The sequence below is a fragment of the Halobacteriovorax sp. ZH5_bin.2 genome (assembly GCF_043196375.1).
Taxonomy (GTDB): domain Bacteria; phylum Bdellovibrionota; class Bacteriovoracia; order Bacteriovoracales; family Bacteriovoracaceae; genus Halobacteriovorax_A.
In genome coordinates, this window is the sequence record NZ_JBEBMJ010000002.1 from 269,427 (window position 1) to 296,277 (window position 26,851).

The 26,851-nt window shown below is 39.0% G+C and carries 23 protein-coding genes; 11 read left to right on the plus strand and 12 right to left on the minus strand.

Annotated features, from left to right (window positions below; genetic code table 11):
• Window positions 1-23 precede the first annotated feature (23 nt).
• Window positions 24-7,640: a beta strand repeat-containing protein gene (locus tag ABMA76_RS06465; RefSeq protein ID WP_392907875.1), complete on the minus strand. Its 7,617-nt coding sequence runs from the start codon at window positions 7,638-7,640 to the stop codon at window positions 24-26.
• A gap of 240 nt (window positions 7,641-7,880) precedes the next feature.
• On the minus strand, window positions 7,881-8,348 hold the full coding sequence (locus ABMA76_RS06470; protein WP_392907873.1) for a hypothetical protein: 468 nt from the start codon (window positions 8,346-8,348) through the stop codon (window positions 7,881-7,883).
• Window positions 8,349-8,505: 157 nt separating this feature from the next.
• Here ABMA76_RS06470 and ABMA76_RS06475 point away from each other — a divergent pair, with 157 nt between their 5' ends.
• Both ABMA76_RS06475 and ABMA76_RS06480 read left to right on the plus strand, forming a co-directional pair.
• A complete protein-coding gene (locus tag ABMA76_RS06475) occupies window positions 8,506-9,831 on the plus strand; it encodes a cation:proton antiporter (RefSeq protein ID WP_392907871.1) in 1,326 nt (441 codons plus the stop codon).
• Window positions 9,832-9,868: 37 nt separating this feature from the next.
• Window positions 9,869-10,585 (plus strand): diacylglycerol/polyprenol kinase family protein, encoded by a 717-nt coding sequence (locus ABMA76_RS06480; protein ID WP_392907868.1) that lies wholly within the window; start codon window positions 9,869-9,871, stop codon window positions 10,583-10,585.
• 7 nt (window positions 10,586-10,592) lie between these two features.
• Here ABMA76_RS06480 and ABMA76_RS06485 read toward each other — a convergent pair whose 3' ends face one another.
• Window positions 10,593-10,880, minus strand: a complete 288-nt coding sequence (locus ABMA76_RS06485) for a hypothetical protein (RefSeq protein ID WP_392907866.1) — start codon at window positions 10,878-10,880, stop codon at window positions 10,593-10,595.
• Window positions 10,881-10,916: 36 nt separating this feature from the next.
• Between ABMA76_RS06485 and ABMA76_RS06490 the strand changes: the two genes are divergently transcribed.
• Window positions 10,917-11,585: an acyl-CoA thioester hydrolase/BAAT C-terminal domain-containing protein gene (locus tag ABMA76_RS06490; RefSeq protein ID WP_393061187.1), complete on the plus strand. Its 669-nt coding sequence runs from the start codon at window positions 10,917-10,919 to the stop codon at window positions 11,583-11,585.
• Here the strand turns inward: ABMA76_RS06490 and ABMA76_RS06495 are convergent.
• A complete protein-coding gene (locus tag ABMA76_RS06495) occupies window positions 11,571-12,605 on the minus strand; it encodes a metal-dependent hydrolase (RefSeq protein WP_393061189.1) in 1,035 nt (344 codons plus the stop codon). The genes ABMA76_RS06490 and ABMA76_RS06495 overlap by 15 nt on opposite strands.
• Before the next feature lie 48 nt (window positions 12,606-12,653).
• On the opposite strand from ABMA76_RS06495, the gene ABMA76_RS06500 reads away from it, so the two are divergent.
• The 3 genes from ABMA76_RS06500 (at window position 12,654) to ABMA76_RS06510 (ending at window position 14,130) form a co-directional block, all read left to right on the plus strand.
• Complete coding sequence (locus ABMA76_RS06500; RefSeq protein WP_393061191.1) at window positions 12,654-13,391, plus strand: NAD-dependent deacylase; 738 nt, start codon at window positions 12,654-12,656, stop codon at window positions 13,389-13,391.
• An 88-nt stretch (window positions 13,392-13,479) separates the two neighbouring features.
• Entirely contained in the window at window positions 13,480-13,836 is a 357-nt protein-coding gene (locus ABMA76_RS06505) for a hypothetical protein (protein WP_392907855.1), read from the plus strand.
• 18 nt (window positions 13,837-13,854) lie between these two features.
• Window positions 13,855-14,130 (plus strand): hypothetical protein, encoded by a 276-nt coding sequence (locus ABMA76_RS06510; RefSeq protein ID WP_392855911.1) that lies wholly within the window; start codon window positions 13,855-13,857, stop codon window positions 14,128-14,130.
• Between the two features lie 65 nt (window positions 14,131-14,195).
• Here ABMA76_RS06510 and ABMA76_RS06515 read toward each other — a convergent pair whose 3' ends face one another.
• The 5 genes from ABMA76_RS06515 to ABMA76_RS06535 are packed head-to-tail and all read right to left on the minus strand — an operon-like array spanning window position 14,196 to window position 18,828.
• Entirely contained in the window at window positions 14,196-15,467 is a 1,272-nt protein-coding gene (locus tag ABMA76_RS06515; RefSeq protein WP_392907852.1) for an acetyl-CoA C-acetyltransferase, read from the minus strand.
• Window positions 15,468-15,494: 27 nt separating this feature from the next.
• Window positions 15,495-16,853, minus strand: coding sequence for a hypothetical protein (locus tag ABMA76_RS06520; RefSeq protein WP_392907850.1), 1,359 nt, complete (start codon window positions 16,851-16,853; stop codon window positions 15,495-15,497).
• Entirely contained in the window at window positions 16,853-17,677 is an 825-nt protein-coding gene (locus ABMA76_RS06525) for a hypothetical protein (RefSeq protein ID WP_392907847.1), read from the minus strand. Before ABMA76_RS06525 ends, ABMA76_RS06520 begins: the two co-directional genes overlap by 1 nt.
• A complete protein-coding gene (locus tag ABMA76_RS06530; RefSeq protein ID WP_392907845.1) occupies window positions 17,670-18,407 on the minus strand; it encodes an ABC transporter ATP-binding protein in 738 nt (245 codons plus the stop codon). The genes ABMA76_RS06525 and ABMA76_RS06530 overlap by 8 nt, the downstream gene beginning before the upstream one ends.
• 10 nt (window positions 18,408-18,417) lie before the next feature.
• Window positions 18,418-18,828, minus strand: a complete 411-nt coding sequence (locus ABMA76_RS06535) for an acyl-CoA thioesterase (RefSeq protein ID WP_392855921.1) — start codon at window positions 18,826-18,828, stop codon at window positions 18,418-18,420.
• Between the two features lie 70 nt (window positions 18,829-18,898).
• On the opposite strand from ABMA76_RS06535, the gene ABMA76_RS06540 reads away from it, so the two are divergent.
• The 5 genes from ABMA76_RS06540 to ABMA76_RS06560 all read left to right on the plus strand — a co-directional run bounded on the left by ABMA76_RS06540 (window position 18,899) and on the right by ABMA76_RS06560 (window position 23,528).
• Window positions 18,899-19,654 carry a MotA/TolQ/ExbB proton channel family protein gene (locus tag ABMA76_RS06540; RefSeq protein ID WP_393061193.1) on the plus strand — a complete coding sequence of 252 codons (756 nt, stop codon included), beginning with the start codon at window positions 18,899-18,901 and terminating at the stop codon, window positions 19,652-19,654.
• Between the two features lie 11 nt (window positions 19,655-19,665).
• Complete coding sequence (locus ABMA76_RS06545; RefSeq protein ID WP_392989013.1) at window positions 19,666-20,514, plus strand: VWA domain-containing protein; 849 nt, start codon at window positions 19,666-19,668, stop codon at window positions 20,512-20,514.
• A 127-nt stretch (window positions 20,515-20,641) separates the two neighbouring features.
• Window positions 20,642-21,859 (plus strand): transglycosylase SLT domain-containing protein, encoded by a 1,218-nt coding sequence (locus tag ABMA76_RS06550; protein ID WP_392907838.1) that lies wholly within the window; start codon window positions 20,642-20,644, stop codon window positions 21,857-21,859.
• The gene (locus ABMA76_RS06555) at window positions 21,834-22,601 is read left to right on the plus strand and encodes a PilZ domain-containing protein (RefSeq protein WP_392907836.1); all 768 of its coding nucleotides are present in this window, start codon (window positions 21,834-21,836) and stop codon (window positions 22,599-22,601) included. Before ABMA76_RS06550 ends, ABMA76_RS06555 begins: the two co-directional genes overlap by 26 nt.
• 144 nt (window positions 22,602-22,745) lie before the next feature.
• Window positions 22,746-23,528 carry an endonuclease I family protein gene (locus tag ABMA76_RS06560; RefSeq protein WP_392907834.1) on the plus strand — a complete coding sequence of 261 codons (783 nt, stop codon included), beginning with the start codon at window positions 22,746-22,748 and terminating at the stop codon, window positions 23,526-23,528.
• Here ABMA76_RS06560 and ABMA76_RS06565 read toward each other — a convergent pair whose 3' ends face one another.
• The 3 genes from ABMA76_RS06565 to ABMA76_RS06575 form a co-directional block, all read right to left on the minus strand.
• Complete coding sequence (locus tag ABMA76_RS06565) at window positions 23,529-24,356, minus strand: DsbA family protein (RefSeq protein ID WP_392907831.1); 828 nt, start codon at window positions 24,354-24,356, stop codon at window positions 23,529-23,531.
• A 164-nt stretch (window positions 24,357-24,520) separates the two neighbouring features.
• On the minus strand, window positions 24,521-25,210 hold the full coding sequence (locus ABMA76_RS06570; RefSeq protein ID WP_392907829.1) for a response regulator transcription factor: 690 nt from the start codon (window positions 25,208-25,210) through the stop codon (window positions 24,521-24,523).
• 2 nt (window positions 25,211-25,212) lie between these two features.
• Window positions 25,213-26,781, minus strand: coding sequence for a sensor histidine kinase (locus tag ABMA76_RS06575; protein ID WP_392907828.1), 1,569 nt, complete (start codon window positions 26,779-26,781; stop codon window positions 25,213-25,215).
• Between the last annotated feature and the right edge of the window lie 70 nt (window positions 26,782-26,851).

Consider the following 26,851-nt stretch of genomic DNA (forward strand, 5'->3'; position numbering starts at 1 on the left):
GAAACCAAAGGTGCATGGCACGCTTATGGAATAACTGTATAATCAACGCTACCGACTCCTCCATCGCGACTAGCATCGGCACCAAGTCCACCAGAGGCATCAGCAAGTCCAAGCCAATTATTCGTTCCACAATTTACGTGAATTCGGCCACCACCGCCACCTGATCCGCGATAACCTGTCGTATTTGACCCACCAATTGTCGAAATATTTCCACTACCATCACAAGTAAGGCCTTTTACGTAAACCGACCCTCCGGCACCAGAACCACCTGTTCCACCGGTAGAGTTTCCGTTCACACCATTAGCATCAACAGATGCTGCAATATTAACATTTGCATCTGAAACTAACCAAATTACACCACCTCCGGCACCACCACTATAGTCACCATCATCATCACTTCCACCACCTGAACCAGCAGTATTAGGCTCGGTAGCACTACCATATGTAACTCCACTATTAGCACAATATCCATTACCACCAGCACCAGCGTGCCCACCTGCACCAGCAGGGTTATCACCACTTGAACAAGCAACACCACCGGCCGTTCCATAACCATTATGACCTAGACGCCCTGGCAGCTCCCCTTTTCCAAGTGAAGAGATTGGAGCATTCACATTAATATCACCGACAGCGTAGACGTCTGGAAGTCCCGCTTCAACAGATCCATCAAAAGTGACAACACCACCTGAATGGATTTGAGTAATATCTTTACTTGCAGAAATTAAACTAGAAATTGCTGTTGAGAAATTCCCATTAACATTAAAACCTACATCTGTATTATTTCCATAAACTCTAAGAGTCATAGCTGTATCAAGAATAAAGTTTCCGGCACCTGTAAAGCTTTGCACACCACCTAGTGTTAGGTCGTTACTAACAGTACAAGTTGAACCAAAGCCACCCGTTGTACAAATTGAATCCTGGTCCATTAATGAAACATAGAATGAGCCCTCATCAATTCCAAAGTCATTATTTTTCATATCGATTGCTCCACCATATTGATAGACGCCACTAATATCTGTCATGGTAATAGCAATTCGACCCGCGCCACCGTAACCACTTGAAGACCCACTTGCAGAACCACCTTGAGCGGCCATTGAACCATTTCCAGTAATTGAACCGGTATTGATCCATATAGATCCACCAGAACCACCACTAGATCGATCGCCATTATTTTCTCCATCGCCACCATTTGATAAAATTGATCCTGTAAAATTAGTTAAATTTGAAATACTAAATTTAACAGCACCGCCTCCATCTCCACCAGCAGCATTAGTTTCTCGTCCACCACCAGAGCCTAAGTCAGTTGGAGCAGTTTCATCTCCATATAGATTTCCCCAAGTATTGGAACTATAGCCTTGGCCGCCAACACTTCCATAGCTAGCACCACCACCAGGATTATTTCCACCACTAGAGTCTTTACCTCCACCAGGGCCTGATGTACTTGTATATCCTTTCTCTGAGACATCAACTGTTCCAGCAAGATCGAGATTTGTTGCAATAAAATCAGCAAGATTAACCTTCATTGTGGCACCGGCCTCAATCGTAGCATCTCCAGAAATATCGAATGTGTACTTATCACGATTTTGTGATTGAATCGTTGCTCCAGATTTAACAAGAAGGTCACCAGTCACTGTAATATTTGTTGTACTATCAAAAAGATAGACATCATTATTTAACGTTAAATTCCCTGCAAAGAGATCACTCGGAAGCCACTTAACATTGTTAATTTCACAAGTCGTAGTACTTGTTCCAACATCACAAAATTCATCTAATGTTGTATAGGTTAGATTTAAAGTACCAGAGTCTCCGGGATGAGTTGAAGCTCCAGGCCCATAATAGAACATTCCGGAGAATGTATTAGTTGAAGTTGTCATATCAACTGATAATCGGCCGCCTGATCCTGAACCAGCACCACGTCCACCAGAGTTACCACCTTTGGCCTGAATATTTCCTGTACCAGTAAAACTTGTGTTAGCAGTAATCCAAATGGAACCACCAGCACCACCACCCGCAGCGTAAATACTTGCACCTGCACCAGCATTGGCATCGGCCTTAATCTCACCATCAACATTTACTGTATCAGCAATAATTTTAATGGCACCACCACCATTACCACCTCGGTAATTTCCAGATGAACCACCACCTGAACCAAAAGTGATAGGAGCAGTTAAGCTACCATATGGACTATTTCCACCAGCAGTCGATGTTGCATTTTCACCATTACCACCATTTCCACCGTGGGCCCCGCCCCCAGCTTCATCATTACTATTAGTGAGTCCAGGAGAAGGCCCAAAACCTTCTTCAAGACGATTTCTAGAACCGTAGTACCCAAGTCCGACAGCACTTATTAGGCCACCAGATTGAAGATCAAAAGCAGACGTTTCAAGAAGAGATAGGTTCGCATTAATTGATGATCCATTCTCAATTGTGATGGCCGTGTCGGCCGCAATTGAAATCGATCGAAGATATTCTGTATAAGTGATACTTGAGCCAGCTTGAAGGCTTAGGCTTCCTGTTAAATCAATTGAGAAATTTCCATTGTGACCAGAAATTGCAAGTCCTGCACTTGGAGATAGAATAAGATTCGCACCAGTAAGAACAATATTATTTCCTAATGGTTTAGTTGAAGCAATTGTACAAGTAGTTGCAAAATTACCACTATCACAAATAGCATCGTTAGTTGAAAGTCCTAAATGAAATGTTCCAGGGCCCCCGTGTTTACTACTAGAGCCACCATTAGTATTAACAACACCTGTTAAGTTATAATTACTACCTGCAAGTTCAATTGAAAGCCTTCCACCAGAACCACTACCACTTCCGTAGTAATACAATTTACCTTCGCCACCAGAAACAAGAATATTTCCACTTCCAATAATTGAATTGGCCGCTTGAATCCAAACAGAACCTCCGGCACCACCACCTGAAGCATAAATAGAAGTAGTCGCCCCGTCATTTCCTTGAGCTAGAATACTCCCATTTAGAATAATATCGTTGGCCACAATCTTAATGGCCCCTCCACCATTACCACCAGCAACATTCTTAGAAGCTCCTCCACCTGAACCATAGTCAACAGGATTGGTTTCACTACCGTAAGGCGTTTGTCCACCTAGCGTTGCTGCGCCTTCTCCATTACCACCAGCAGATGCGTGAGCACCACCACCGGCTTCATCTGTATTATTTGAAAGTCCAGGAGAGATCCCAAAACCATCTTGACGGCCAAGACCGGCCCCAAGATATCCAAGCCCTTTTGCATTGAGGCTTGATCCTGTTTGGAGGTCAAGTGTTTGGGCCTCAAGATTTGTGAGATTAGCTAGAATCGTTGCATTTGTTTCTAATGTTACATTTCCATCTGCGAGCAGTTCAATACCACGAGCATTGGCAGGATATGAGATACTTGAGTTAGGCTTAAGAGTTAAGTTACCAGTTAGGTCAACTGCAATCCCCGGATTAAGGCCATCAATAGACAGAGAAACACTATCTGCAATTTCTAAGTTATTTGCATTGATTGTATAATTTGCACCAATTGTTTTACTTTGATTAATAAAGCAAGTTGAAACGAGATCACCACTATCACAAATCGCTGAAGGATTTGATAGAGCTAAATAAAACGTTCCATCTCCGGCCCTTTTCTTTCCAAGGCCACCTGTCGTTAAAACACTTCCAGAGAAGTCATATGAAGCACCATTGAACTCAATAGCAATACGGCCCCCAGAACCACTCCCTGCTCCGTAGGTATATGTCATACCTGCACCACCTTTTGCTGTAATTAATCCTGTACCAGAAAATGAATTGTTAACCTGTAGCCAAATTGATCCACCAGCTCCACCACCAGCTGCATAAATAGAGCTAGATGCCCCATCAGTACCATTAGCAGTTAAGGAACCATTAACAATTAAGTCATCTGTAATGATTTTAATGGCACCTCCACCATCTCCACCATCTCGCCCATTTGAAGAGCCAGCACTTGATCCGTACTCGATAGGTGAACTTGCGACACCATAAGTGACGCTTCCACCAGTAGTTGATCCACCTTCTCCATTTGCACCAGGAGATGCGTGTCCAGCACCACCAGATTCATCAGTACCATTTCCTAAACCTGGAGAAGGGCCTTTTCCATCGGCACCACCATCTCGTCCTCCAGTGTAACCTCGGCCATTAAGATTAATGGCACCACCCGACTGAATATCAATATTTGTCGCATTAAGTTCAGTTATATTGGCCGCAAGTGTTCCACCAGATTCAATCACAAGATTACTACCAATATTAAGCCCTATACTTGTTGCATCTGGTGTTTGTACAAGAGCACCACTTTGAAGAGTTAAATTTCCTAAGATCGTATAAGTTACGTTGGCCATCAATGTTTGAGTGTCGTTGATATAACACGTAGTTAGAACATCTCCACCACCACTACAATTAGGATAGATATTTGGAATGTTAACATACGCAGTTCCCTCAGCAACACCACGTCCAGCAAGGTGACTAACGCTTGCATTAACAGTTGCTTGGTTAGCTATAATAGAGATCCTACCGCCAGCTCCGTTTCCGCCGGAATTCGTGTGTCCAGATGTACCACCTGTTGCTGTGAGAGTTGCTGCCAAAACTAAGTTGTCAGCAGAAAGCCATATTGATCCACCAGCACCACCACCTGAGATATCAGAACTCTCCTGGCCATTGCCACCATTGGCAGATATTGTTCCTGAAATATCTAAAGTATTTGTGACACTTAATTTAACGGCACCACCACCGCTTCCACCAATACGTGAACCACCAGCACCTCCACCTGAGCCATATTCGACAGGAGCACTAATTGAACCATATGCAGGAGCTCCGGCCGTCCCAGCATTACCATTAAAGCCATCAGTTGCGTGACCACCGCCACCACCGTTATCATCTGTTCCAATACCACCAGCTGGTCCACCACCATTGCCCATCGCACGGCCACCAAAGTAGCCTTTATTATTGGCGTTTATAGAACCAGAGATTATTGCGTTTGAAATAGTTGAATCTGAAATATTCGCATTTAACGTCCCGGCCATATTAAAATTATTAGCAACAATATTACTAATGGCCGTCATTGCATCCATTGATAAAACACCACCTGAAGCAATCGTAAAATTTCCAGCAGCATTGTTAAAGGCAAAATCTGAATCAAGGCCCTTAACGCTTAGATTTCCAGTTGTATCGATTGTTAAGTTACCGCTTGTGATAATTGTATCACCACCAATAACTTTGGAAGTATTGATAATACATGTTGAAGAAAAGTTTCCACTATCACAAAGCTGATCATTACTTGCAAGAGCTAAGTAGAAGCTACCATCAGAAGCACGTGTTCCGACACTTCCACCTGAAACACCAATCGTCCCATTGAATGTATAAACACCAGAGTTTTGATAAATTGCAAGACGTCCAGCTGCACCGGCCCCCGTCCCATCTGAACCATTAATTCCACCTGCAGAGCCACCATTTACAGAAATTATTCCGCTTCCCGTAATTGTAGTTTGAGAAGTAATCCACAGTGACCCACCGGAGCCACCAGCTCCCTGATCACAACAACTGTTAACACCAGCACCACCTTGAGCAAGAATATTTCCGTCAATATTTAAATTTGTCGCAATAATTTTAGCAACACCACCACCGGCCCCACCGGCTTGAGCATCACCAGCTCCACCACCAGAACCGAAGTCAACGGGCTCAGTTCTTGAACCATAGACAGTAGTCCCACCGCTAGAGCGCCCATCACCACCAGGCCCAGCGTGTCCTGCACCACCTGGGTCAGCACTCGTGCCAGTAAAACCAAAACCTCCAGAAGGACCTGTTCCATTGGCCGCACCACTTGCTCCTCCTGCATAACCTTTACTTGAGACATCAATACTTGCACCTGCTTGGATATCAAGAGTTGTGGTACTTAAAAGAGTTAGGTTTGCAGAAATTTTTCCACCAGATTCAATCGTCGTGCTTCCATCAACTTGCATAATAATTTTTTCAACAGCATTGGAAGAAATATCACCACCACTTTGAATCACAAGATTTCCCGGAATATAAATGACTGTTGCATCGGCCATGGTTTGAAGATCATTTACATAGCAAGTTGTATTAACATCTCCACCACCAGAACAAGTTAAGCTTGTTCCCGAAGATGCGATTGCAGCCGTTGTAAACGTTGTGCTTTGTTGTCCAATCGTATTACTTGAAGTATCGATATAACAAACTGTTAAGCTATATTGAGTTGAAGGATCAAGGGAAGAAATCGATTGGGAAAGATTAGTATTTCCAAAATCAACACCTGTTGAACAATCACTTGGCGCCGTTGTTCCTGTTGCTATTTGATATTTATATGTTTGAAGATTTGTTGTGTTAATTACTGCGTAGCTAAGATCAATATCGTAACTATTAATTGTATCGATATTTAGAGAGTGTAAGTAGCTTGAAGTTTTTGAGAAGTTTTTAGATTCTGGACTAGATATATTTCCTGCATTATCTGTAACTGTCGCACTTACAGTTACGGCACCGTCGGCTTGGGTGCTAAAGTCAAAGGTATCACTCCAATTCCCTCCCGTACACGCTGTTGATTTAGTCACTACGTTTCCACTTAAAGTAACATTACCATCTTCTGTACATGTTCCTGATAAAGTAGCACTTGGGCCAAAGACTTCGCCTGCTGTGTTTGTAATAGTCACACTTGGAACTGAAGTATCATAATTAACTGTGGCGCTGATAGGATTATCACTGATATAGTCACCAGTTGTGGCCGTCCAAATATAAACTGTTCTTGACCCATCGGCACCTGCTGAAAAAGTAAAGTCAGTAGGTTCAGTCGTCACCCAACTTCCATCTGCACAAGTCGAAGTGTCGACCGGTTTTGTAGCTTGAGTTTCAGATAAACACCACATGGTTGCATAGGTATCATTTCCAACACTAAGCCCTACTGTTAAATCATTTGAGTCACTTGACGACATCGTAAGTGTTGGATCAGGCATCGAAACATTCTTTGTAAGAGTAATCGTTTCTTGAACTGAAGAGTTTCCTGCGCTATCAGTATAGACAACATCAAAGTCGAGGCTACCATTTGGAATTGCTGCAGTATCCACATCAACATTCCAGACACCACCAGAGCATGTTGTCGTTGCATTTATTGCATTAGATACTTGAACTTCACCGTCGTCTTCACTACAACTTCCACTAAGAGTAAAACTTGTTTGATTTGATTCATCAATAACGGTAGCAGGAGGAGTTGTAATGACCGTTGTTGGTGCAACGGTATCAACTTCGATAGTTCCAACAATTGGATCTTCAGAAATATGATCAGCACTATCAGCTGTCCAAACATAGACATCACGACTTCCTTCACCAGGCGTGAAAGTATAAGTTGCTGGAGGAGTTAGCATCCAGGTCCCACCATTACAAGTGGCCGTGTCCGTCGGTTGAGTTGTTTGCGTTTCAGAAATACAAAATTTTGTCGCACCATCTGTATTTGCGACACTAATACCAACTGTTAAGTCATTACTAAATTCCTCACTACTAGAGTCTGAGTCTAGAAGAGAGACTGTCGGAATAGAAATGCTTCCACCACCAACGATAGAATACTTAATCTTCGAACAGGAGCTAAAAGCTATTGCTATTAGAAAGAGAAATACGTGCATCGATATCAAACCTGTTAAATAATTTTCGTTACTCAAACAAGTTTATCGACATAAAGTAAATTTTCTTAACAATTTTTAGTATTTAGCATAACTAGCTTAAGAAACTGTTCACAGAAACTAATAATATTGGACACTTGTAAACCAATTCTGTTGTGATATCAAAATCTGGCCATGGCCCTGATTTAATATCACAGATTTACAAACTGCCAACCCTAGCTGCCATTTAGGTGCATGGCACGCTTATTTACAATCTCGCATCCTCTGAAGTAATTCGCTATCCTGTTCTTGAATTCGAGGCCTTAGGTACTCAACAATAGAAGAGTTTTCTTGTAGGATACGAACTAAGCGGCATAGAAATACATTATCCTCGGCACTTTCAACAATCGACCAACCATCAACGACATTATTTGTCTCGTAGAAGAATTTAAAGAAGAGCTCTTTATATTCAAGTTTTACATTCTTTCCGGCCTGAGCAACTAACTGCTCACCTAATGCCTTATCGTGAACAGAGAATCCCCAAGTAAGCCTGTCTCCACTACCTAGATCAAGTGTTCCCTCATATGTTTTAAAGAAGACACCTTTCTTCGTAATTCGCACTAATTTTCCGGAGCGAGTCCCATCTGATTTAGGGTAATTTAAAATCCCCCAACCCATAAGAGCTGCAATAATGGCGAGAATAAAAAGTGTGAAATAGATTTTCTTCTTCAAATGAACAACCTCGTTAAATAATTGATACTTCTATTGTAGTCATTTCCATCATTAGTTGTAAAAAACTTAATCTAATTAAGGTATCTTTATACCTCTTAAGTTTGACGGAGCGTCCGTCTGCGTTAAATTTCAACAAAGCCAAAGAGCGAGGTTAGATGTGTTCGACTTCATCGATTTAACAGATACCCAGGCCGTTATTCCAATTCTAGGCCTGTGCCTTTTGCTATGCCTGGTGGTAGCACGATTTACTAAAATCATTGGTATCCCCAAAGTCAGTGGCTTTATTATGCTTGGGATTGTTTTAGGTCCCTATGTCACAGGAATAATCACTCACGAATTTCTTGAAAAAACAAATTATCTGTCAGACCTGGCCCTAGGGCTTATTCTCTTCAATATTGGAGGGGAGTTTAATAAGTATCTTTTACGGCGACTAAGTAACGAGCTCATAAAGGAGACACACTTTAAGGTCTTTCTCATGTTTCTTATTAGTAGCATCCTCTTTGCTACTTGCCTGCTGATATTTACCGGTCTCTCCGCGGCCAATATATTTATCATTTCGGTCATGCTTGGAATTATAAGTATTGAAGCAGCACCACCTACCACAGTACTTGTCATGAAGGAGTATAATACTCATGGGCCAATTACCGATGCCATCATGATCCACCTAGCAGTCGTAACAGGGCTAACCATCGTTGGTAGCCTATTCTTTACTTCAGTATTCCAGGCAACGGGTCTTTGGCCCTCATCAGTTTCTTCCTATCAGGCGATCCTTTCCATGGCCAAAGAGGTCATTGGATCAATTGCTGTAGGAGTTGCCCTTGGCCTACTTTTAACATGGCTTGAGAATTTTGAGAATAAGATCGGTAACTTCCTCTTCTCAATCCTTACTATGATTCTCTTTTCTCAGACCTTGGCCTATTTTTTAAACTTAAATGTTCTCTTGATTTCTCTCGTTCTTGGATTTACTGTGACTCAGGCCTCTTCAAAAGGAAGGTTGATTCACACAACGGTAAGAGATATTGGAAGTTCACTTTATGCAATATTCTTCGTCTACGCTGGTACTCATATAAATATTGCAGGACTAATTTCGGAAAATGCGCTCTTTGTGATCATGTACATTCTCATACGAACCCTTTCTGTTTATTTTGCTCATCGTCTCTTTGCCAAGCGTGTAACATCCAATGATTACAGTATGTTAGGTCATTGCCTCTACTCTCACGCTGGGACAGCAATTGCCGTTGCCATGGCCATTCAAAAAATCCCTCACGTTACAAGCGACATAATTTTTCATACCATAATCTCCAGTATTTTTATCTTTGAAATAGCTGGTCCACTAATCCTCAAAGAAGCACTAAAACGCAGTGGAGAGGTCTCTCTGGAGTCTCTAAATGATGGGCAATTTAGCTATGGACAAGATCGCCGTTCAATTTTCAAAATTACCAAAGATTTTATCGCGAACAGTCTCTCTGGACTAAAAAAATAGTTTTGTCAGGATTAACAACCTGAGTTAAGATGCCTATATGGATACGACTATTTCAAATAATGAAAATAACGATGTGGAAACATCGAATAAAGATATAACTGAACAAGTTTCACAAGAAGAAAACGAAACAAAAGAAGAGATTACGAAGACAAGAAAAGACCTACATATGCCACGTAGGATCTTCCACTTCTCGATGGGCCTTATTGCGGGGATGATTTATAAGCATTTTCTAACTCACGCTCAGGCCGTCCATATTCTTGGTATTGCCACATGTGTTTTTTATATTCTTGAACAGATTAGAATTAACTACCCAGAAAACCGCTTAATGAAATTAGGTAGTCGCTACCTTTTACGTGCTGAAGAGCAACTGAAAGAATCGGCCTCAATGCCGTATCTAATGGGACTGCTTCTAACTATCTTAACATTTCCAAAAACTATTACACTTGTTGCTGTTTTCACACTTGCAGTTTGTGATCCTTTAAGTGCCATTATTGGCATTCGCTTTGGAAAGACAAAGTTAAAAGATAACCGCTCTCTTGAGGGAACACTTGCCTTTTTAATTGCAACACTCGCTATTCACCTAATGGTTCTTCTAAGTGTATATGAATTTAATGTAAGAATTGCACTTGTCACTATCTTTAGTTCACTTGTTGTGACGGCCGTCGACTTTATGGATTTTAAAATCGATGACAATCTAACGATTCCTCTATCAACAGCAGGAGCTCTTTGGTTATTTATGGCAATCTTTCTCTAACTGGGTTCTAAAAGAATTTTAGAAATTTCTTTTTCTTAATTTGAACACGACGATAGAAGGCTTCATTCTTGGCCTCGTGCTTTACTTCCACAAGACCTTCTTTGATAAATTCATTTAGGTAGGACTCAAGCACTTCCATATTCACTTCATCAAGAAGACTAAGATCCTCACTTTTGATTGAGATGAGGAGATTCTCCATATTCATCCACTCAAAGAACGAGATATTCTCCAAGATAATCTCCTTGGCCAGATCCATATCATCATTTTGTAAGTTCTCATTGGTTTTAGAATTCACTTTAAAATTCCCCTCGCCCCATCTATTATAGAACATATGGAAAATAATACTAGTCGCACAATTGTTGGTACAAATCTCCCGATTGATTCGCTTGAAATGGGTAACCCTAAAGCACAGAAGACACTTTTTGTTCTTCATGGTTTTGCTCAGAATAATGAACAAATCAAAGAAAATATCGTTGATAAATTATCACCTCAAATTTTCAAGAGTTTTCGTATCCTCATTCCAAATGGAGTTTTTCCTATTCCAAAAATTAGGCCTAAACAAATTACATATCGCTATAGTTGGTACTTCTATGACCACACAAGACAGAAATACTATATTGATATGAGTACACCAATTGAGGCCCTTGGAAACTTCTTAAAAGCAAAAGATATTGAATTTAAAGATGTTACTATTGTTGGCTATTCTCAAGGGGGCTATCTCGCCCCAATTATGGCAAGTCACCTTCCAGGAATCCATGCGTCGATTGCCATTAATGCAAACACACGAGTCGATAAACTTGGTGAGAACTTAAACTTTAAGCACCTTTCAATTCATAACGAAGGTGACCCTGTTGTCGAATTTGAAAATTCTCACAATAGCTTTTTGCAGCTAAAAAAGAAAATTACAGATGCTCAATACGAAAGCTTTAAGATTAATACTCATGAGATTTCACCTGAGAATATAAAGTCCCTAGAGTCATACTTACTAGAAATCAAATAAGAGCTTTAAAAATTCTTTTCGTGAGTTAATATCCACAGCGCGCGAAGTATTAAAAGTTACGTGTCCTTCACCTTTGTGAAATTCGATATCCCACATAGACTCTGATGAGTAAGGAAGAATACTATAGCGAGAATCCACGATCGTATTACCTTCTCCCCAATGAAGATAGCCACTAGTAAAACTTCTAAATCTCTCATAATCATAAGGAAACTTATCTGACTTATAATGCTTTAAAAGATTCTTAATTTCTTTTTCTTTAACAATGGAAGCGCTCTCACTTTTTGGATAGAGTTTGATCTTACCAAAAGGGATACTTTTGACGGCATAGAACTTAGCCTGATCTTGGTCAACAACAATTCCACGCCAAACCACATTATTAAAGATTGTCGGCTTAATCATCTTCCTCTCAGTATGCTCATTAATGAGCCCCTTTGTTGTCAGAAAGTTTGTCACACGCTCTCTCTGATAGAAACCAAGAGACATGAATGCAACGACATAGATGATGGCCACAGTATTAAATTTTAAATTCTTAGTACGAAGACAAATGATGACAAGAATAACAAGTGGAATTGTACAAAGTGGATCAATAACGGCAACAGTATTTAAAGCAACTCTAGTGGAAGAAAGGGGCCAAAAAAGTTGCGTTCCATAATTTGTAAATGAATCAAGAATACCATGTGTAGCATAGGCACAAAATGTATAAAGATAACTTCTTTTAATAGGAACCCTAAATAGTTTAAGAAATAAACTAACGACAAGAGCACCTATAGGAATGAAAAAGAGTGAATGAGTAAAGTGTCTGTGAAATTGTACGTGAAAAAGTGGATCAGTAGATGAACGAATAAGAATGTCGAGGTCTGCGGCCATTCCTGCAAGGGCACCCCAAAGAGCTATCACCTTTAAACTAGGTGCTTCTTTAGATTTTTTAGATACTTCATTCTTTCTGCGTATCTTTGACTTAATTTTGGTCGCTCCTAGAGCTGCCATTGAGCCAAGTACGGCCTGTGATAATGGGTCCACTAAAATCCTCACTTTATGTATTTACCAAGAGTATGTTACCATAAATTCATGAAGTTTTTAAAAGACCAAGCACTCCTTGCAGGCATAAAAAACATTTGTATACTATCTGGTGCCGGAATCTCTAAGGAGTCGGGATTAAAGACCTTTCGCGACCAAAATGGACTTTGGGAAAATCACGATATTTACGAAGTGGCCTCTCCCTTGGCCTTCAACAATAACCCCAATTTAGTTCATGAATTCTATAATCAAAGAAGAAGACAACTCCAATCAGGTGAGGTTCATCCTAATGATGCTCATCTGGCCCTGGCCGAACTTGAAAAATCAGCGAAGTTTGAAACAACAATTATTACTCAAAATGTCGATAACCTTCATGAGAGGTCTGGCTCAAAAAGTATCTACCACATGCATGGACAGCTTTTAAAAGTTCGCTGCAAGAAAACGAAGAGAGTTTATGAGTGGAAAGATGATCTTACAGTTGAAGATCGCTGCCAGTGTTGTCATACAAAGGGTAACCTAAGGCCACATATTGTGTGGTTTGGTGAAGTTCCGCTTTATCTCGACGAAATTCAAGAGGCCCTTCTAAAATGTGATCTCTTTATTTCTATTGGAACATCAGGGCTTGTCTACCCTGCTGCCAATTTTGTCGCTATCGCCAAGAGCGCTGGTGCTCACTGTCTTGAGATCAATCCTCACCCGACAAATAACGCCGAACTCTTTGATGAAACTATCGCTGAAGTCGCAACGCAGGGCGTACGCCACTTTGTGGAATCCATGCTCAATATCTAGCGTGCAGAAATTACATATTTCATAAAATCACTTTAATTTTCGTTACCCCTTGGCTATAAGTGGGCACTCAATGCTATTGGAGAGGTATATGAAATCAGTGATTTTAACACTTGCGATGCTTTTTGCAGTTACATCTAATGCAAAAGCTTCAAGCAATATTAGAGAAATATGTGAAAACGCTTACTATGCCACTGGCTATACTAAGCTTCATCAATATAATCTCATCGTCAACTGGGCCCGTATTTCGGATCATGCCCTAGTTGATCTTGAGAATATTATCTACTCAGACAATTTCAGAGTTCTAGCTGAGAAAGTTCTGGGTAATAACAAATCAAAATATACTTTTAAAGAAACTGGAAAACTAAATTCATATCAATATGAAGCGGCCCTTAGTGAACTTGCAAAGATCACTGGAAATCAGGCTTCATGTGTTTATGATCTTTAATCATTAGAGGGAAAAAATATGAAAAAACTATTACTAGCTGCTACACTTTTTATTTCTGTAAACGCAAGCGCAAACCAAATCAAAATTTGTGCGATGGAAGCTCAAGAAACTTGTAAAGAATTAACAAACAAAGAAGATTTCTACACATGTTTTAATTCAGTACGTGACTACTGTATTGATAGCTATATGTACCAATCAGGAAACAAGTCAATGCCATGGTGTTTTGATGAGTGTGCACTTGTTCAAGACGAAGCTCAAAGAAACCTTTGCTACGAAACTTGTACTGAAAAATAATTTAGATAAATAAGTACAAATAAAGAAGGCACCCATTGGGTGCCTTTTTTTATTCTTATTTTCTTCTAACGCTCGATAATTGCAACAACACCCATTCCACCTGCTGTACAGATAGAAATCAGTCCGCGTCCGCCGCCTTTTTCTTTAAGCATTTTTGCAAGGCCTGCTACAATTCTGGCTCCTGTTGCACCAAATGGATGTCCAAGAGCAAGTGATCCACCTTTAACATTAAGCTTTGAGCGATCAATAGATCCAAGAGCAGCGTCTAGGCCAAGCTTTGTTTTACAGAATTCTTCATCTTCCCATGCCTTTAAAGTACAAAGTACTTGAGCAGCAAAAGCTTCGTGAATTTCATAAAAGTCAAAGTCTTGTAGAGTAAGACCAGCACGTTTTAGAAGTTTAGGAACGGCGTAAACAGGGGCCATTAGAAGTCCTTCCTCTTCAATAAAGTCAACTGCTGCCGACTGACAAGTTGTGAAGTATGCTGAAACTTCTAAGTTGTGTTCTTTTGCGTACTCTTCAGAACATAAGAAAACACAAGAAGCACCATCAGTAAGAGGTGTTGAGTTAGCTGCTGTTAAAGTTGCTTTGTCAGATTTTTCGAAAGCTGTTCTTAAAGAGCCCATTTTCTCAACTGTTGTGTTAGCTCTTAGAATTCCATCACGCTCGAGACCTTTAAATGGCACAACTAGATCATTATAAAATCCTTCATTATATGCACGCTCAGCATTTTGATGAGACTCCCACGCAAGTTGGTCTTGATCCTTACGAGCAATATTCCAACGTTGGGCCATAAGCTCACAACTTTGTCCCATTGAAAGACCTGTACGAGGCTCTTTTACAGCAGGAAAGGCAGGCTTAAGGTCAGCAGGGCGAATACTCATCAGTGCCTTAATGCGCTCACCTGTTGAGCGAGCGTAATTTGCACGGCTCATGGCATCTGAGAACTTTTTAGAAAATTCAACCGGGATATCACTATTAGTGTCAACACCACCAGCGATCCCGCACTCAATTTGTCCGGCTGCAATTTTCATTGCAATAATATTTGAGGCCTCAAGAGAAAGTCCACAAGCTTTTTGAATATCTGTTGCAGGAGTGTGAAAAGACAGTCCTGATTCAATTGTACACTCACGCGCAAGAGAGAAGTCATAAGCGTGCTTACTTACAGCACCAAGAACAACCTCACCAACTTCTTGCCCTTTAAGATTCATCTTGTCGACTAAACCTTTTAAAGCAGCAGTCATTAGCTCCTTGTTAGAAACACCCTGATACTTTGTCCCAGACCTTGCAAATGGAATACGTGATCCCGTGATAATACAAACTTTTCTTTGTTCCATTAGATTTCCTTTTTATTAATTTGCCTTTTAATTTATAAGGCTTTTTAGTTCGAAAATTATTTTACGATAGCTACTCAAGTGAAAAAATTCTTCTAACTCTAAAAGTATCGTGTTTAATTTTAATTTTTCACGGCCCTCAATACACTTGAGAATTTCCACAACATACTTTTCAATAACAATAAAACATATCGCAAGTGGTGAAAGATTTGACGTGTAAACATCAGGAAAGCCCACACCATTTAATGAACCATGGTGCTGACGAACAATAACATCAATGCCTGTTGGAATTCCTGATATTTCTTGAAGCATAGTAGTGGTCATATTGGCGTGTTCTAAAACAAGCTTCTTTTCTAATTCACTTAAGTCCACTTGTGCCATATCATCGAGAGAGTGAATTTTTAGAAGTTTCTCTTCACGTAAGAGAATATCGTGAAAAAAGCAAATATAACAAACCTTATCCATTGTTTGCTTTAGCTGTTCTCCTCTTCCCCATCCAAGATTTGGAATAATTTGATAGAAGAATAGGCTCGCTAAATAATTTCTTTTAAATGCGTATGTCGTTTCATTCTCGAGTAGAGAGCGAAGTAGTGTCGATAACTTCTTTGAGCTACTTACAGTCTTTGTCATGGCAACAATTGACGTTCTAGCTAGCTTCACAGTTTGTGGAGTGATTCCTATTTCATTGAGAAGGTTTTGAGAGATCTCAAAGGTATCACTACTCACTTCCATCACCTTCTTATCTTCTTTGAAGGCCTTTACCACCTTAGTTAGTGACTGAGCAAGGATTTGCCCCATAAGCTTTTCAAAGTCTTCTTTTTGTACAAAGAAATGAGTAAGATTATTTTGCTCATAGCGCCTTACAATATCCTTATCGAGTATATCATTGGCATAGATTCGTTTTACAAAATGCTCCACACCGGCCTTCGTCATTTTGATATAGATATCACAGGATGGATTTGAGAGTTGATAAAAGTTAGCGATTTCAACACTCACAAAATCAGGCATCTTTAAGTGCCTTAGTTCTTCATCCGTAATATTTAAGCTTTTAATAAGTTGAAGGCTAATATCTCGAAGTGAGAATCTTGATGGTAGAGAAACAAAGCTCCCATAATCAATTTCCATCTCACCCAAAATAATAATAGGTTTTTTAATCGTGTGATCGATCATAAAATTAACAAAATTTTGACCGCCAGGGATATTCCTCCCTTCACTATCGATATACTTATTTTCGCAAATTATTCCATCGAAGCTTGCTAATTCATCTGCATTCTTTAAAAGAGAAGAGTTCTCTAGGCACTCAATCTCGAAAGAGTACTCATTTGTTAAGTACTCTCTCACACTTGATTGGATACGCTCATCAGAATGGATGATCAGCAGTTTTCTCATTAGAACGATCTTCTCTTAAAAATAGAGTTAAAAATAAATCCCCATATCGCCAAAGTTGCCACAAGGTGAACAAGGCCAAAGACAAAACTCTTAACTATATCTAAGTTTAATTCGGCTCCTAGAGATAACATATCTGCAAGACCTGAGATCTCTCCAATTCTTGGCAGTAGCCAATAAAAGATAAGGCCAAAGATTGATGAAAGGTTAATACCTGATAGAGCAGGATTGCCGGCCTGGATATATGTGTAGACACCAACCGAGGCAATAACATAAAAACATGTTAGAAGTAGTGTTCCAATCTTATTGAAGAATAAACTAAAGAAACAACTAACAAACATGATAATTAAAATTTGTAAGAAGTGTGGAATAAGAGAAGCGGTCATCTTTATCATTGAAAAATCCACTCCCTTAGGAACAAGGTCATTAGATATTAAGATAATGATACCGATAATAAGAATGAATACTAAGTAAAGAAAACTTAAAAGGGCGCCACCTAGCATACGATTAATCACGTATGATGAGCGATTGATCGGTAGAGCTAAAATTTGTGAAATAACTCCACTTTCTAGATCACTACGAAAGATATTGGCAGAAATAAGAGCGGCCACTAGTTTTGCACTTAGGCTAATAATCCATATAACAACTGTCATACTAGCTGTTGCTAGATAAGTACTAAAACCCGACTCTTGAATTTCAATTTGTAGAGTATTACTTAAAACACCACCTAGGTACATCACGACGACAGTCATAGCGAATAAGAAAATGACTGATTTATTTCGAACTTCTTTTTCAATTGTATTTTTAATTAGCGTAAAATTAAACATGAGCTTCCCCACTTTCCTCTTTCGTCCCTTTAACAAGAGTATAGAATCGATCCTCTAGAGACATTCCATCACGTACATCATCGATTGGCCCCTGGGCCTGAACTTTACCGTGATTTAAAATAATAACTTTCTTTGCAAACTTCTCCACCTCAGAAAGAATGTGCGAGTTGATTAAAATTGTTTTCCCTTTGCTTGAAAGTTCGAGACAAATATCTTTCACATCTTTTATCCCAATCGGATCAAGACCAGAAAATGGTTCATCCAAAATAATTAAATCCTTATCTGCAACAATTGCGATACAAAGACCAACTCGTTGCATTTGTCCCTTTGATAACTCACTGAGTTTTTTCTTACCTAACTCTCCAATTGATAGTTTCCCTAAGGCCTCTTTAATTCTCTCTTTGACTTGAGACTTTTCAACTTGATGAAATTCAGCAAAGAACTTAAGAGTTTCCTCGACAGTAAAATAATTATAGAAAGTGAATTTTTCAGGTAGGTAGACAAGCCGTGATCGTGACATTGGCTCACTTGAATCAATATCATAAATCGAAATTTTTCCACTATCTGCACTAATGAGGTTTAGCATACACTTTACAAAAGTTGTCTTCCCAGCACCGTTTGGCCCCAAAAGAGCAACAACATCCCCATGCTCTACAGTCAGTGAAAAGTCAGATAATGCCTTTTGGTCTCTATAACTCTTAGAGACATTTTCAACGTTAATTACGCTCATATATAAATCCTTATTTATCGAGAATTGTTTTAGAGTTGATACTACGTGGGCGCTTCTGCTCATCAATGGCCACGTAAGTAAAGATACCATCAGTTACTCTAACTCTTTCTGTTTCAAACTTACGAATAACCCAAGCTTCAACCTTAACGGCAAGAGATGTATTTCCTTCTCTTACAGTTGAGCAGTAGCAACATAGAATATCCCCAACCCCTACAGGTTGGATAAATTTCATTGCTTCAATTGCGATAGTTGCCGTACGGCCATTACAGCGCTTTCCAGAATAGATTGCACCGGCGATATCCATTTGCGAAAGAACCCAACCTCCAAAGATATCACCATTGTGATTTGTATCACAAGGCATCGTTAGCGTGCGAACACATAGTTCTCCTACTGGTTCATTTTCACTATTTTTTCCCACCATTTATATCCTTTTAAAGTCAGTTATAATAAATATAAAATATACCTATAATTTTAGAGTAAAAGGTCATTCAATGCTAGAAAAGAAAGAATTGCAACTCATTGGACAAGCTGTTGTTGTGAGCAGTGTTATGGTGGGACTATTAAATGGAGTATATCTGTCTGGTATTTTCCCACAAGATGGAATGGTTTCAAGATTGCTAATTCTCTTAGGTGGAAATTTCATCAAAGGTGGCTACATTCAGTGGCTAACATATTTGGCCTTCTTCTGGTCAATCTCGGAAATAAAAGCATTAAAGGCCCAAATAAAAGCAGAGAAATCCTACTTTAAGGCCAATCTTCTGCCGACAGATGAAAAGCACCTGCTCATGTCTGATGATGTTGTTCAAATTGGTCAGAAAGTGAAAGACTTTGAGAAGAAGTACACAAAGACTCTTTTAACTCAACTCATTAAAAACTCTTGTGCGAAATTTCGTTCAACGAAAAATGTTTCAGAAGTTCTTGAGGTTATTAATATCATCACTGATCTACATCGAGACAACTCAGAAACTGAACAATCCAACATTCGCTACCTGTTATGGGCCATTCCGTCTTTAGGTTTTATTGGTACCGTACTTGGTATCTCAAGCGCACTCATGTTAGCAAACTCTAAAGACATGCAACTGATTACTTCTACACTTGGTGTTGCCTTTGATACAACACTTGTTGCACTTATTCTAAGTATCATTCTTATGTGGCTCTTTCACGACCTACAAAAAGCAACAGATCAATTTCATATGAAGACAAAAGAATATGTTATTGAAAACCTTGTTAATAAGATTGAGATGTAGGAAAGCAAAGAATGCGCCAAAGAAAGTCCATAGACGTTTTTAATATTTCATTTCTCGATTTACTCTCAGGAGCACTTGGAGCGGTTATCATCCTCTTTATTGTTGTTCCAAAGAATGAGACTCCTGTTGTCGAAAAACCGAAAGAAGTATGTGTTGATAATTCGCAGGCCCTGTCTCAATGTGAGAAGCTTGCCAAAGATCAAAAGAAAGTCATTCAAGAACTTACTGCACAAATTACTCCACCTAAGGCGAAGCCTGAGCCAAAGCCTGAACCAAAACCAACTCCTACTCCAGTTGCCAAAAGCGCTGATGTTGGATTTAACTTTAAAGGCAAACACGTGGCCTTTCTTATTGATGTTTCAGGCTCAATGGGTACAGATGATCGCATCGGCCAAGTTAAAGCAGGACTTAAGATGCTTATTGCCTCAATGGGTAAGGACTACTATGTCGACATTATCTATTTCCCTGGTAAGAACCGAAGTTCACAATATGCGCTGTGGGGTGTTTTACAAGACCTTAGGGACCTTAAAATAAAAGAAGAGGTATATGAATTTTTGGCAAGCCTAAGGCCTTATGGCGCAACACCAACAAGGGCGGCCCTTAAGTACGTGATTGATCAATACCCTCAACTAACCGATATCGTTCTCCTAAGTGATGGCTCCCCTACGAAGTCTGGACGAACAACTTCACCGGATAATATCGACGACATTGTTAGGGATATCACAGACAAAAATAATCTCAGAAAAGTGCAAATTAATGCCATTGGAGTTGGGGCAAAGAATTTCAGTAAATCGTCGGATTTATATAAATTTTTAAAGAATTTAACAGATGCCAATAACGGTTTTTTCTATGGCTTCTAAAGTTGGCGAAATTTACGGATTTTGCTAACCATAGATTTTATAGTGATTCTCACCTAAGCTACTGATTTAACTGAATTATTTACTCCGCAACTTCAGCGACTTATCCAAAATTGTCATAATAGTGTCAATGAACATGGCACTTAAACCAACATTTCGTCAGCACATTGTCAGAGTCTTGTTAAGAGCAAGTTTTTCGGCACTCTTTTTTGGAGCAACTCTCCTATTTACCTCATGTGCTGGGCCAATGAATCCGTTCGGAAGTGACACTCTTTCAATTATTAATGACGGAGATCATTTCGAGAATCTTGAGGCCTTTACTAATATCTTAGATAACCATCTAAACTTTGATAATGTTGGAACAAGTACAATTGGTATCGAGTTCTTTCCAAAGAAACAAAATCGTCACACTGTTTATGACCTCTATATTAAGATCAACTCAACTCGTGGAAAACTCAACCCTGAAAATATTGTGATCTTTTGGAATGGTAGAAATATCACTTCTAGCTTTAAAAATAATAATAAAGTTATCTATGAAGATGACCAAAATATTATTTATAAAATCAACCGCCTAAGTCTTCCTGCAAGACTTGAGACTGATATTAAAATTGGCTACCAATACCGTGGAGAAATTCGTTCACTTTATCGTTATGAAGAACCTTCATGTAAACAATTCACAGCTGCCAATAATAAAACAACGATTACAACGACTGACCCATTCAATGTAAAGTTGAGCTTTATTGATCTAGTAAAAAAAGAAGCATCTAAAGTGCATACTAATCCTTCAATGCTTCTAGGTATTATTGCCCAAGAGTCAGGCTTTAATTATCGCTCGGTAAGCTCTGCAAAGGCAATTGGTCTAACACAAGTTACCGATGCAGCAAGCCAGCACGTCATTAAGAAGTATGACACATGGAAAGTAGACAAGAGAATTGAAAAACTTCCGTATGGACTCGTAAAGTTTATGGTTAGATCTGGAAAGATTAATCAAAATAATGATTGGCGACTTAATCGAAAGAAATCTGTTATCGGTGGACTCGAGTATATTGAATACCTAAAGAAGTATTGGCGTGGCAATATCGACCTTGTTCAAAAGTCATATCCAAAAATAAAAAATCTTAAGACATTTGAGAAAAGCCAACTCTTTACAGACTTGATTCTTGCTAGTTACAACTCTGGCCCATTTAGAGTGAAGTCTCAATTAATAAAGTTAGAAACTGACTGGCGTAACTCCGATCGCCTTCAAGAAGCAAAGAATTATATTAATCGCGTAAATAGTTATTGTTATCACTTTACACAAAATGACACTCAAGGAGTCATCAATGAAGATCAAGCCATTAATCTTTAATATTTATGCATTTGTATTTATTGCAATTGCAGTTAGCATCCCAATTCAGGTCATGTTCCTCTACGGTCATGGTGCAACTGATATTGGTGCCATCTGGTCGAAAATGACAGTCTTTAACTTCATGGTTATGGCCTCTTGTTTTCTAAATGCTTATTTCTCATTTACAGCACAAGATGACATCAAGTGGAGCTTTCCATTATCGATTGGCTTTGTTTGTTTAAATAATTCGATTGTCTTAGTTTATGGTAATGACTTTGAAGCAGCTTCAGTTATTCTATCAACTTTTGCCTATATCCTTATGACTTCATACTTTATCCTAAGTCATGAAACAAATGTTATTAACTCACCTACTGCTCAGTGGTGGAAAACAGCAATTCGCTACCAAGCGCCACTTCCAACAAAGGTTTCTTCAACAGATATTCCAATTAATCTTGGTGAAACTTTTGATATCTCAAGAACAGGTGCTTATATCTCTTATAATACGCCTACTCAAAAAGATATCTTCCATTGTGGAGACACTTTTACTTTCAATATCGGAACAGATTTAGAACTAAAGGCCAAGGTCGTTAGAAAGTCGAATGCTGTCGGACGCTACCCAGAGGGAATGGGGGTACAATTTGTCGAACTTGGTGTTGGTGAAAGACTTCAATTAGAGAAGCTTTTAACAAGCCTTAGACAAAGTGTAGATGAAGAAAATATGGATAGTGATAACGATTACGAAGAGTACAATAACGCTGCTTAGTCGTCCCCTAAGTAGCTAAAATAACGAGCTTGATTTTTAAATTGGCAGGACCTCACTGAGGTCCTGTTTTTTTATTGGGGCGCTATTTCAAGTAAATTCTACAATCTCCTACCATCTGTTCATAAATTACCGTAAAAGCAAAGTATGTTACGTACAACTCTAATAATTTTAGCAACATCACTAACAGTGGCCCAGCCCCTTGACCTCAAGGCCCATGGAGACACTGATCAACCATTCAACCAAGCAGAGTTTAGAAAACGCTTATCTGCACTTATGAAAAAAGGAAAGCGAACGCTCTACTATAAAACAGCAAGGCTTTATCTTTTTAATAATATCTACGCTTACAACAAGAATGGCTCTGAGAATAAGTATCTAAAAGATCTCTACTGTGGAAATGAATACGAAAATAATGTTGATATTCACTTAGATCAAGAAAATCTTCCTGATGGAAATATTATCAATACTGAACATACTTGGCCAAAGTCTCGTTTCTTCGAATATGGAGACTCAGTAGAACACGGCAAGAATGAATATGACGATATGGTTGCAGATATGCACCACCTCTTCCCAACCGACTCTTTCGTTAACAGCATGAGGGCCTCATATCACTACGGTGAAGTCGATGAGAATAAACTTCAAGACTGTGGGGAATCAAAATTTGGGAAAAATAAGAAGTATCCGAATATGCCGTTATTTGAACCACCAAATGAAGTCAAAGGCGATATCGCTCGTGGACTATTCTACTTTGCTGTCACATATGAGCTACCAATCAATGATCGTGAAGAAGAATTTCTAAGGGCATGGGATAAGTTAGACCCGGTATCTGAATTTGAAAAATTTAGAAATGATGAAGTAGAAAAGTATCAGGGCAACCGTAATCCATTTATCGATTACCCTGAACTAATTAATTTGCTAACGGACCTTTAATTATTTAATCTTTGCCATCTCACTTGCTGGATCCTTAGAGTTTCCATTCAAGCGACGATCTAAGATCATTTTAAAATGAGAATATGGGTATGCGCCTTTAACTGGAACACCGGCCACGACAAAACCAGGAGTGCCACTAAAGCCCAGTTTATTTGCACTTGCTACGTCCGCAGCAATCTTATTTTCAACACGTTTAGAGTTAACTAGTCCTTTAATTTTGTTAACATCTAACTTCATCTCTTTGACGAGACTAACAAAGTATTTTTCACCATGACGGACTTTGTTTTGATTCTTCAAGATTATCTCATGAAAATCAAATGCCTTTTGTCCATACTCAATTCGAATTGCTTCATAGTACTTGGCCGCAAGTCTAGCATTAGGGTGGATTGAATCAATAGGAAGATGACGATAAACAAACGCAACATCATCTTTATAATCATCAAGAACCTGCTTAACAGTCTCTAGAGCGCGATAACAGAATGGACACTGAAAATCAGAGTATTCATAAATAACAACTTTTGCATTCGGATTACCAATAATTAAGTCCTCGCTGTGTTTTTCAACTTCAATTGGATTCTTAAATGCTGCTTCTAAAATTTCTTGCTCTTTCTTATTGCGATCTTCAAGGGCCTTCTCCCTCATTTGAGACGCCATCTTCTGGAGTGTTTCCATGAACAGTTGTGGATTTTTTTTCATGACTTCAGTTAAGATTTCAGGATTCTTCTCCAATGTTTTTTGAAGATCACTTGCTGATTGCTTTGACTGGCAAGATGCTAAGAACAAGGCAACAAAGGCAAAAAGAAGTGGAATGGTTAATCGCTTAGACATAAATGGCCCCTAGTAGTTTTCGTAACTTTTGTTAACAAACCTTTCGTAACATTATGGCCAAGCTTTATTCACTATACGTTAGAGTTATGTCAAATCTTTGAAAAGAATATAAAAAAAGGGCCTTATAAAGGCCCCTATTTATCAGTTATTCGACGTTTTTAATTTTACTGAGCAAATTGTGGGCGAAGCTTGTAACCAATTCCACGAACTGTTTCAATTAAGTTTTCATTAAACTTCTGACGTAATTGTAGAACGTGTGTATCTACTGTACGAGTTGATGGATAGCATTCATATCCCCATACCTTATTTAAAATTTCATCACGTGAAAGAGCACGGTTTGGATTTTCAACAAGTAGCTTTAGAAAATCAAACTCCATTTTTGTTAGTTCAACTAAATTTCCGTCCCAAGTAACTTCTCTCGTATCATTATCAATTTTAAGCTTTCCAAGAGTTAGCACACCCTTTGTGTCGATTTCCTTGGCCGTTGCACCTTGATCTCCTATTCTAAGTTGAACTCGAATACGAGCAAGAAGCTCACGAGACTCAAAAGGTTTTGTCATATAATCATTTGCCCCTGACTCAAGTCCTACGACTTTATCTATTAAGTCAGTTTTGGCCGTTAGAATAATCATTGGCGTGTTATTATTATTTGCACGAATCTCTTTGAGAAAGTCGATCCCTTGCCCGTCAGGAAGCATCCAGTCTTGGATGATAAGGTTAAATCCTTTTAGATCAATTTTTCTAGCTTCTTCAAGAGTCTGTGCCCAAGTTGTGTCAAACCCTTCCATCTTAAGAAAATCAAGAATTCCTTTTCCTAGTGAAATATCATCTTCAACTAATAGAATCTTATCCATATTTACTTCCTTTTAGGTAGCGTAATAATAAATTTCGTCGGCTTCTTTACCAACTCAATCTTCCCGCCCCATTCATCAACTATATTTTTAATAATATTTAAACCTAAACCAGTACCAGAACTCTTAGAACCTTTCACAAACTCACTAGTCAGTGTATCCAGATCCTTTGTAATCTCACCACCATCACCAACTTCAACAACAAAGAATTTGTCCTTCTCATAAATCTTTAAATAGTGTTCTTCTGCACCATGAATAAAAGAATTCTCAACAAGGTTCTTTATTAAAATTTGAAACCAGTAATAATCAACAAAGATCGTATCATTGACATCGATTGAGATATCAATTTCCTTATCGTAAGTTTCCTTAATAGGAATGATTGTATCATAAATAAGATCTTCTAAATGTTCTAACTTTTCATAACTGAATGTTAACATACCTGAAGCATTTGCCCCCTGTAGATAGTGCTTAGACTTCTCCGTTAATCGTTGTAAGCGGTAAACTTCACCTGCGATACGCAAAACATCTTCTTGCTGGTCTTCCGGCAAAGAACCAAGAGAGCGATTCATTTTTTCGACGATGAGTAGTAAAGATGCAACAGGTGTTCTAAACTCGTGAGTTAGAACCTGAAGGGCCATCTTCTTTCGACTCTCTTCAACCTTATCATCCTTAATTTTGCTAAAGAGCAACCAAAGAATGATAAAGAAGATAACAATAATCCCTGTAAATGATGTCAGGGTTGATGTGGAAACTGTTTGTAAGAGGTGTCTGGTATTTTGTCTCCAACAGATTGGGCCATCATTATAAACACACCACTTCCCTGCTCGTGCCCTTGTGATTTGATAAGGAGTTTGATCTAAGAATCTCTCAATAGAATCATTAGCGTAGAAACGATACTCTAAGACATTGTATTGTCTTGGGTATTTGATCCTAGCAAGTAAGAAGTTCTTAGCAAGGATTGTCCCCTCTTCATTAATAATATCCTGCAGAGTTTCTTGTGAAAGACTTGCAAGAAGTCCATAGATCCCACCTAGGGGGCCTATTTCACGCTGTAATTGTGCCAGCTCAGAGACATGAAAGTATGAAAGCCTTCTTCTTACCCATGAAGTCTGCGAAGCCTGACCTGTTGCTAATTGGTACTGGAAAAGAAGATAAGCGTAACTTACACCTGACTCATGAATATAAGGTGGTGACTTAACAAACCAATTCGGAATATTTCTAATTCTTCCACAACGAATTTGCTCCCATACTCCCTTCTTGCGCGTTCCCGTTAATTGAGATTGAAGAATTTCAATATTTGAACACCCTTTTGAACTTGAAAGAAGAGATGCATCAAATTCTTCAATTGCAAGGGATGGATTAAGAAGCTGGAACTGCTCATCTGAGTAATAAAGAGATGAGAAATTAACAATGGCGTAAGGTGTAATTGAGGTTTGCATCTTAACTTTTAGCTCATTAATTTCATCAATTTGGTACTGACTAGCAAATCGAGGAGCAAAAGTTTTTAAAACAAAACTTCCAGAGAAAAAGGCAACTATTAACGCCGTGAATATAAGTACAATATAAGGTTTCATTAAATCTAAGTAATCCCAGCATTTACAATATTAAACGTATCGTTAATAATTGTCCTAAATAAGTCAGAAT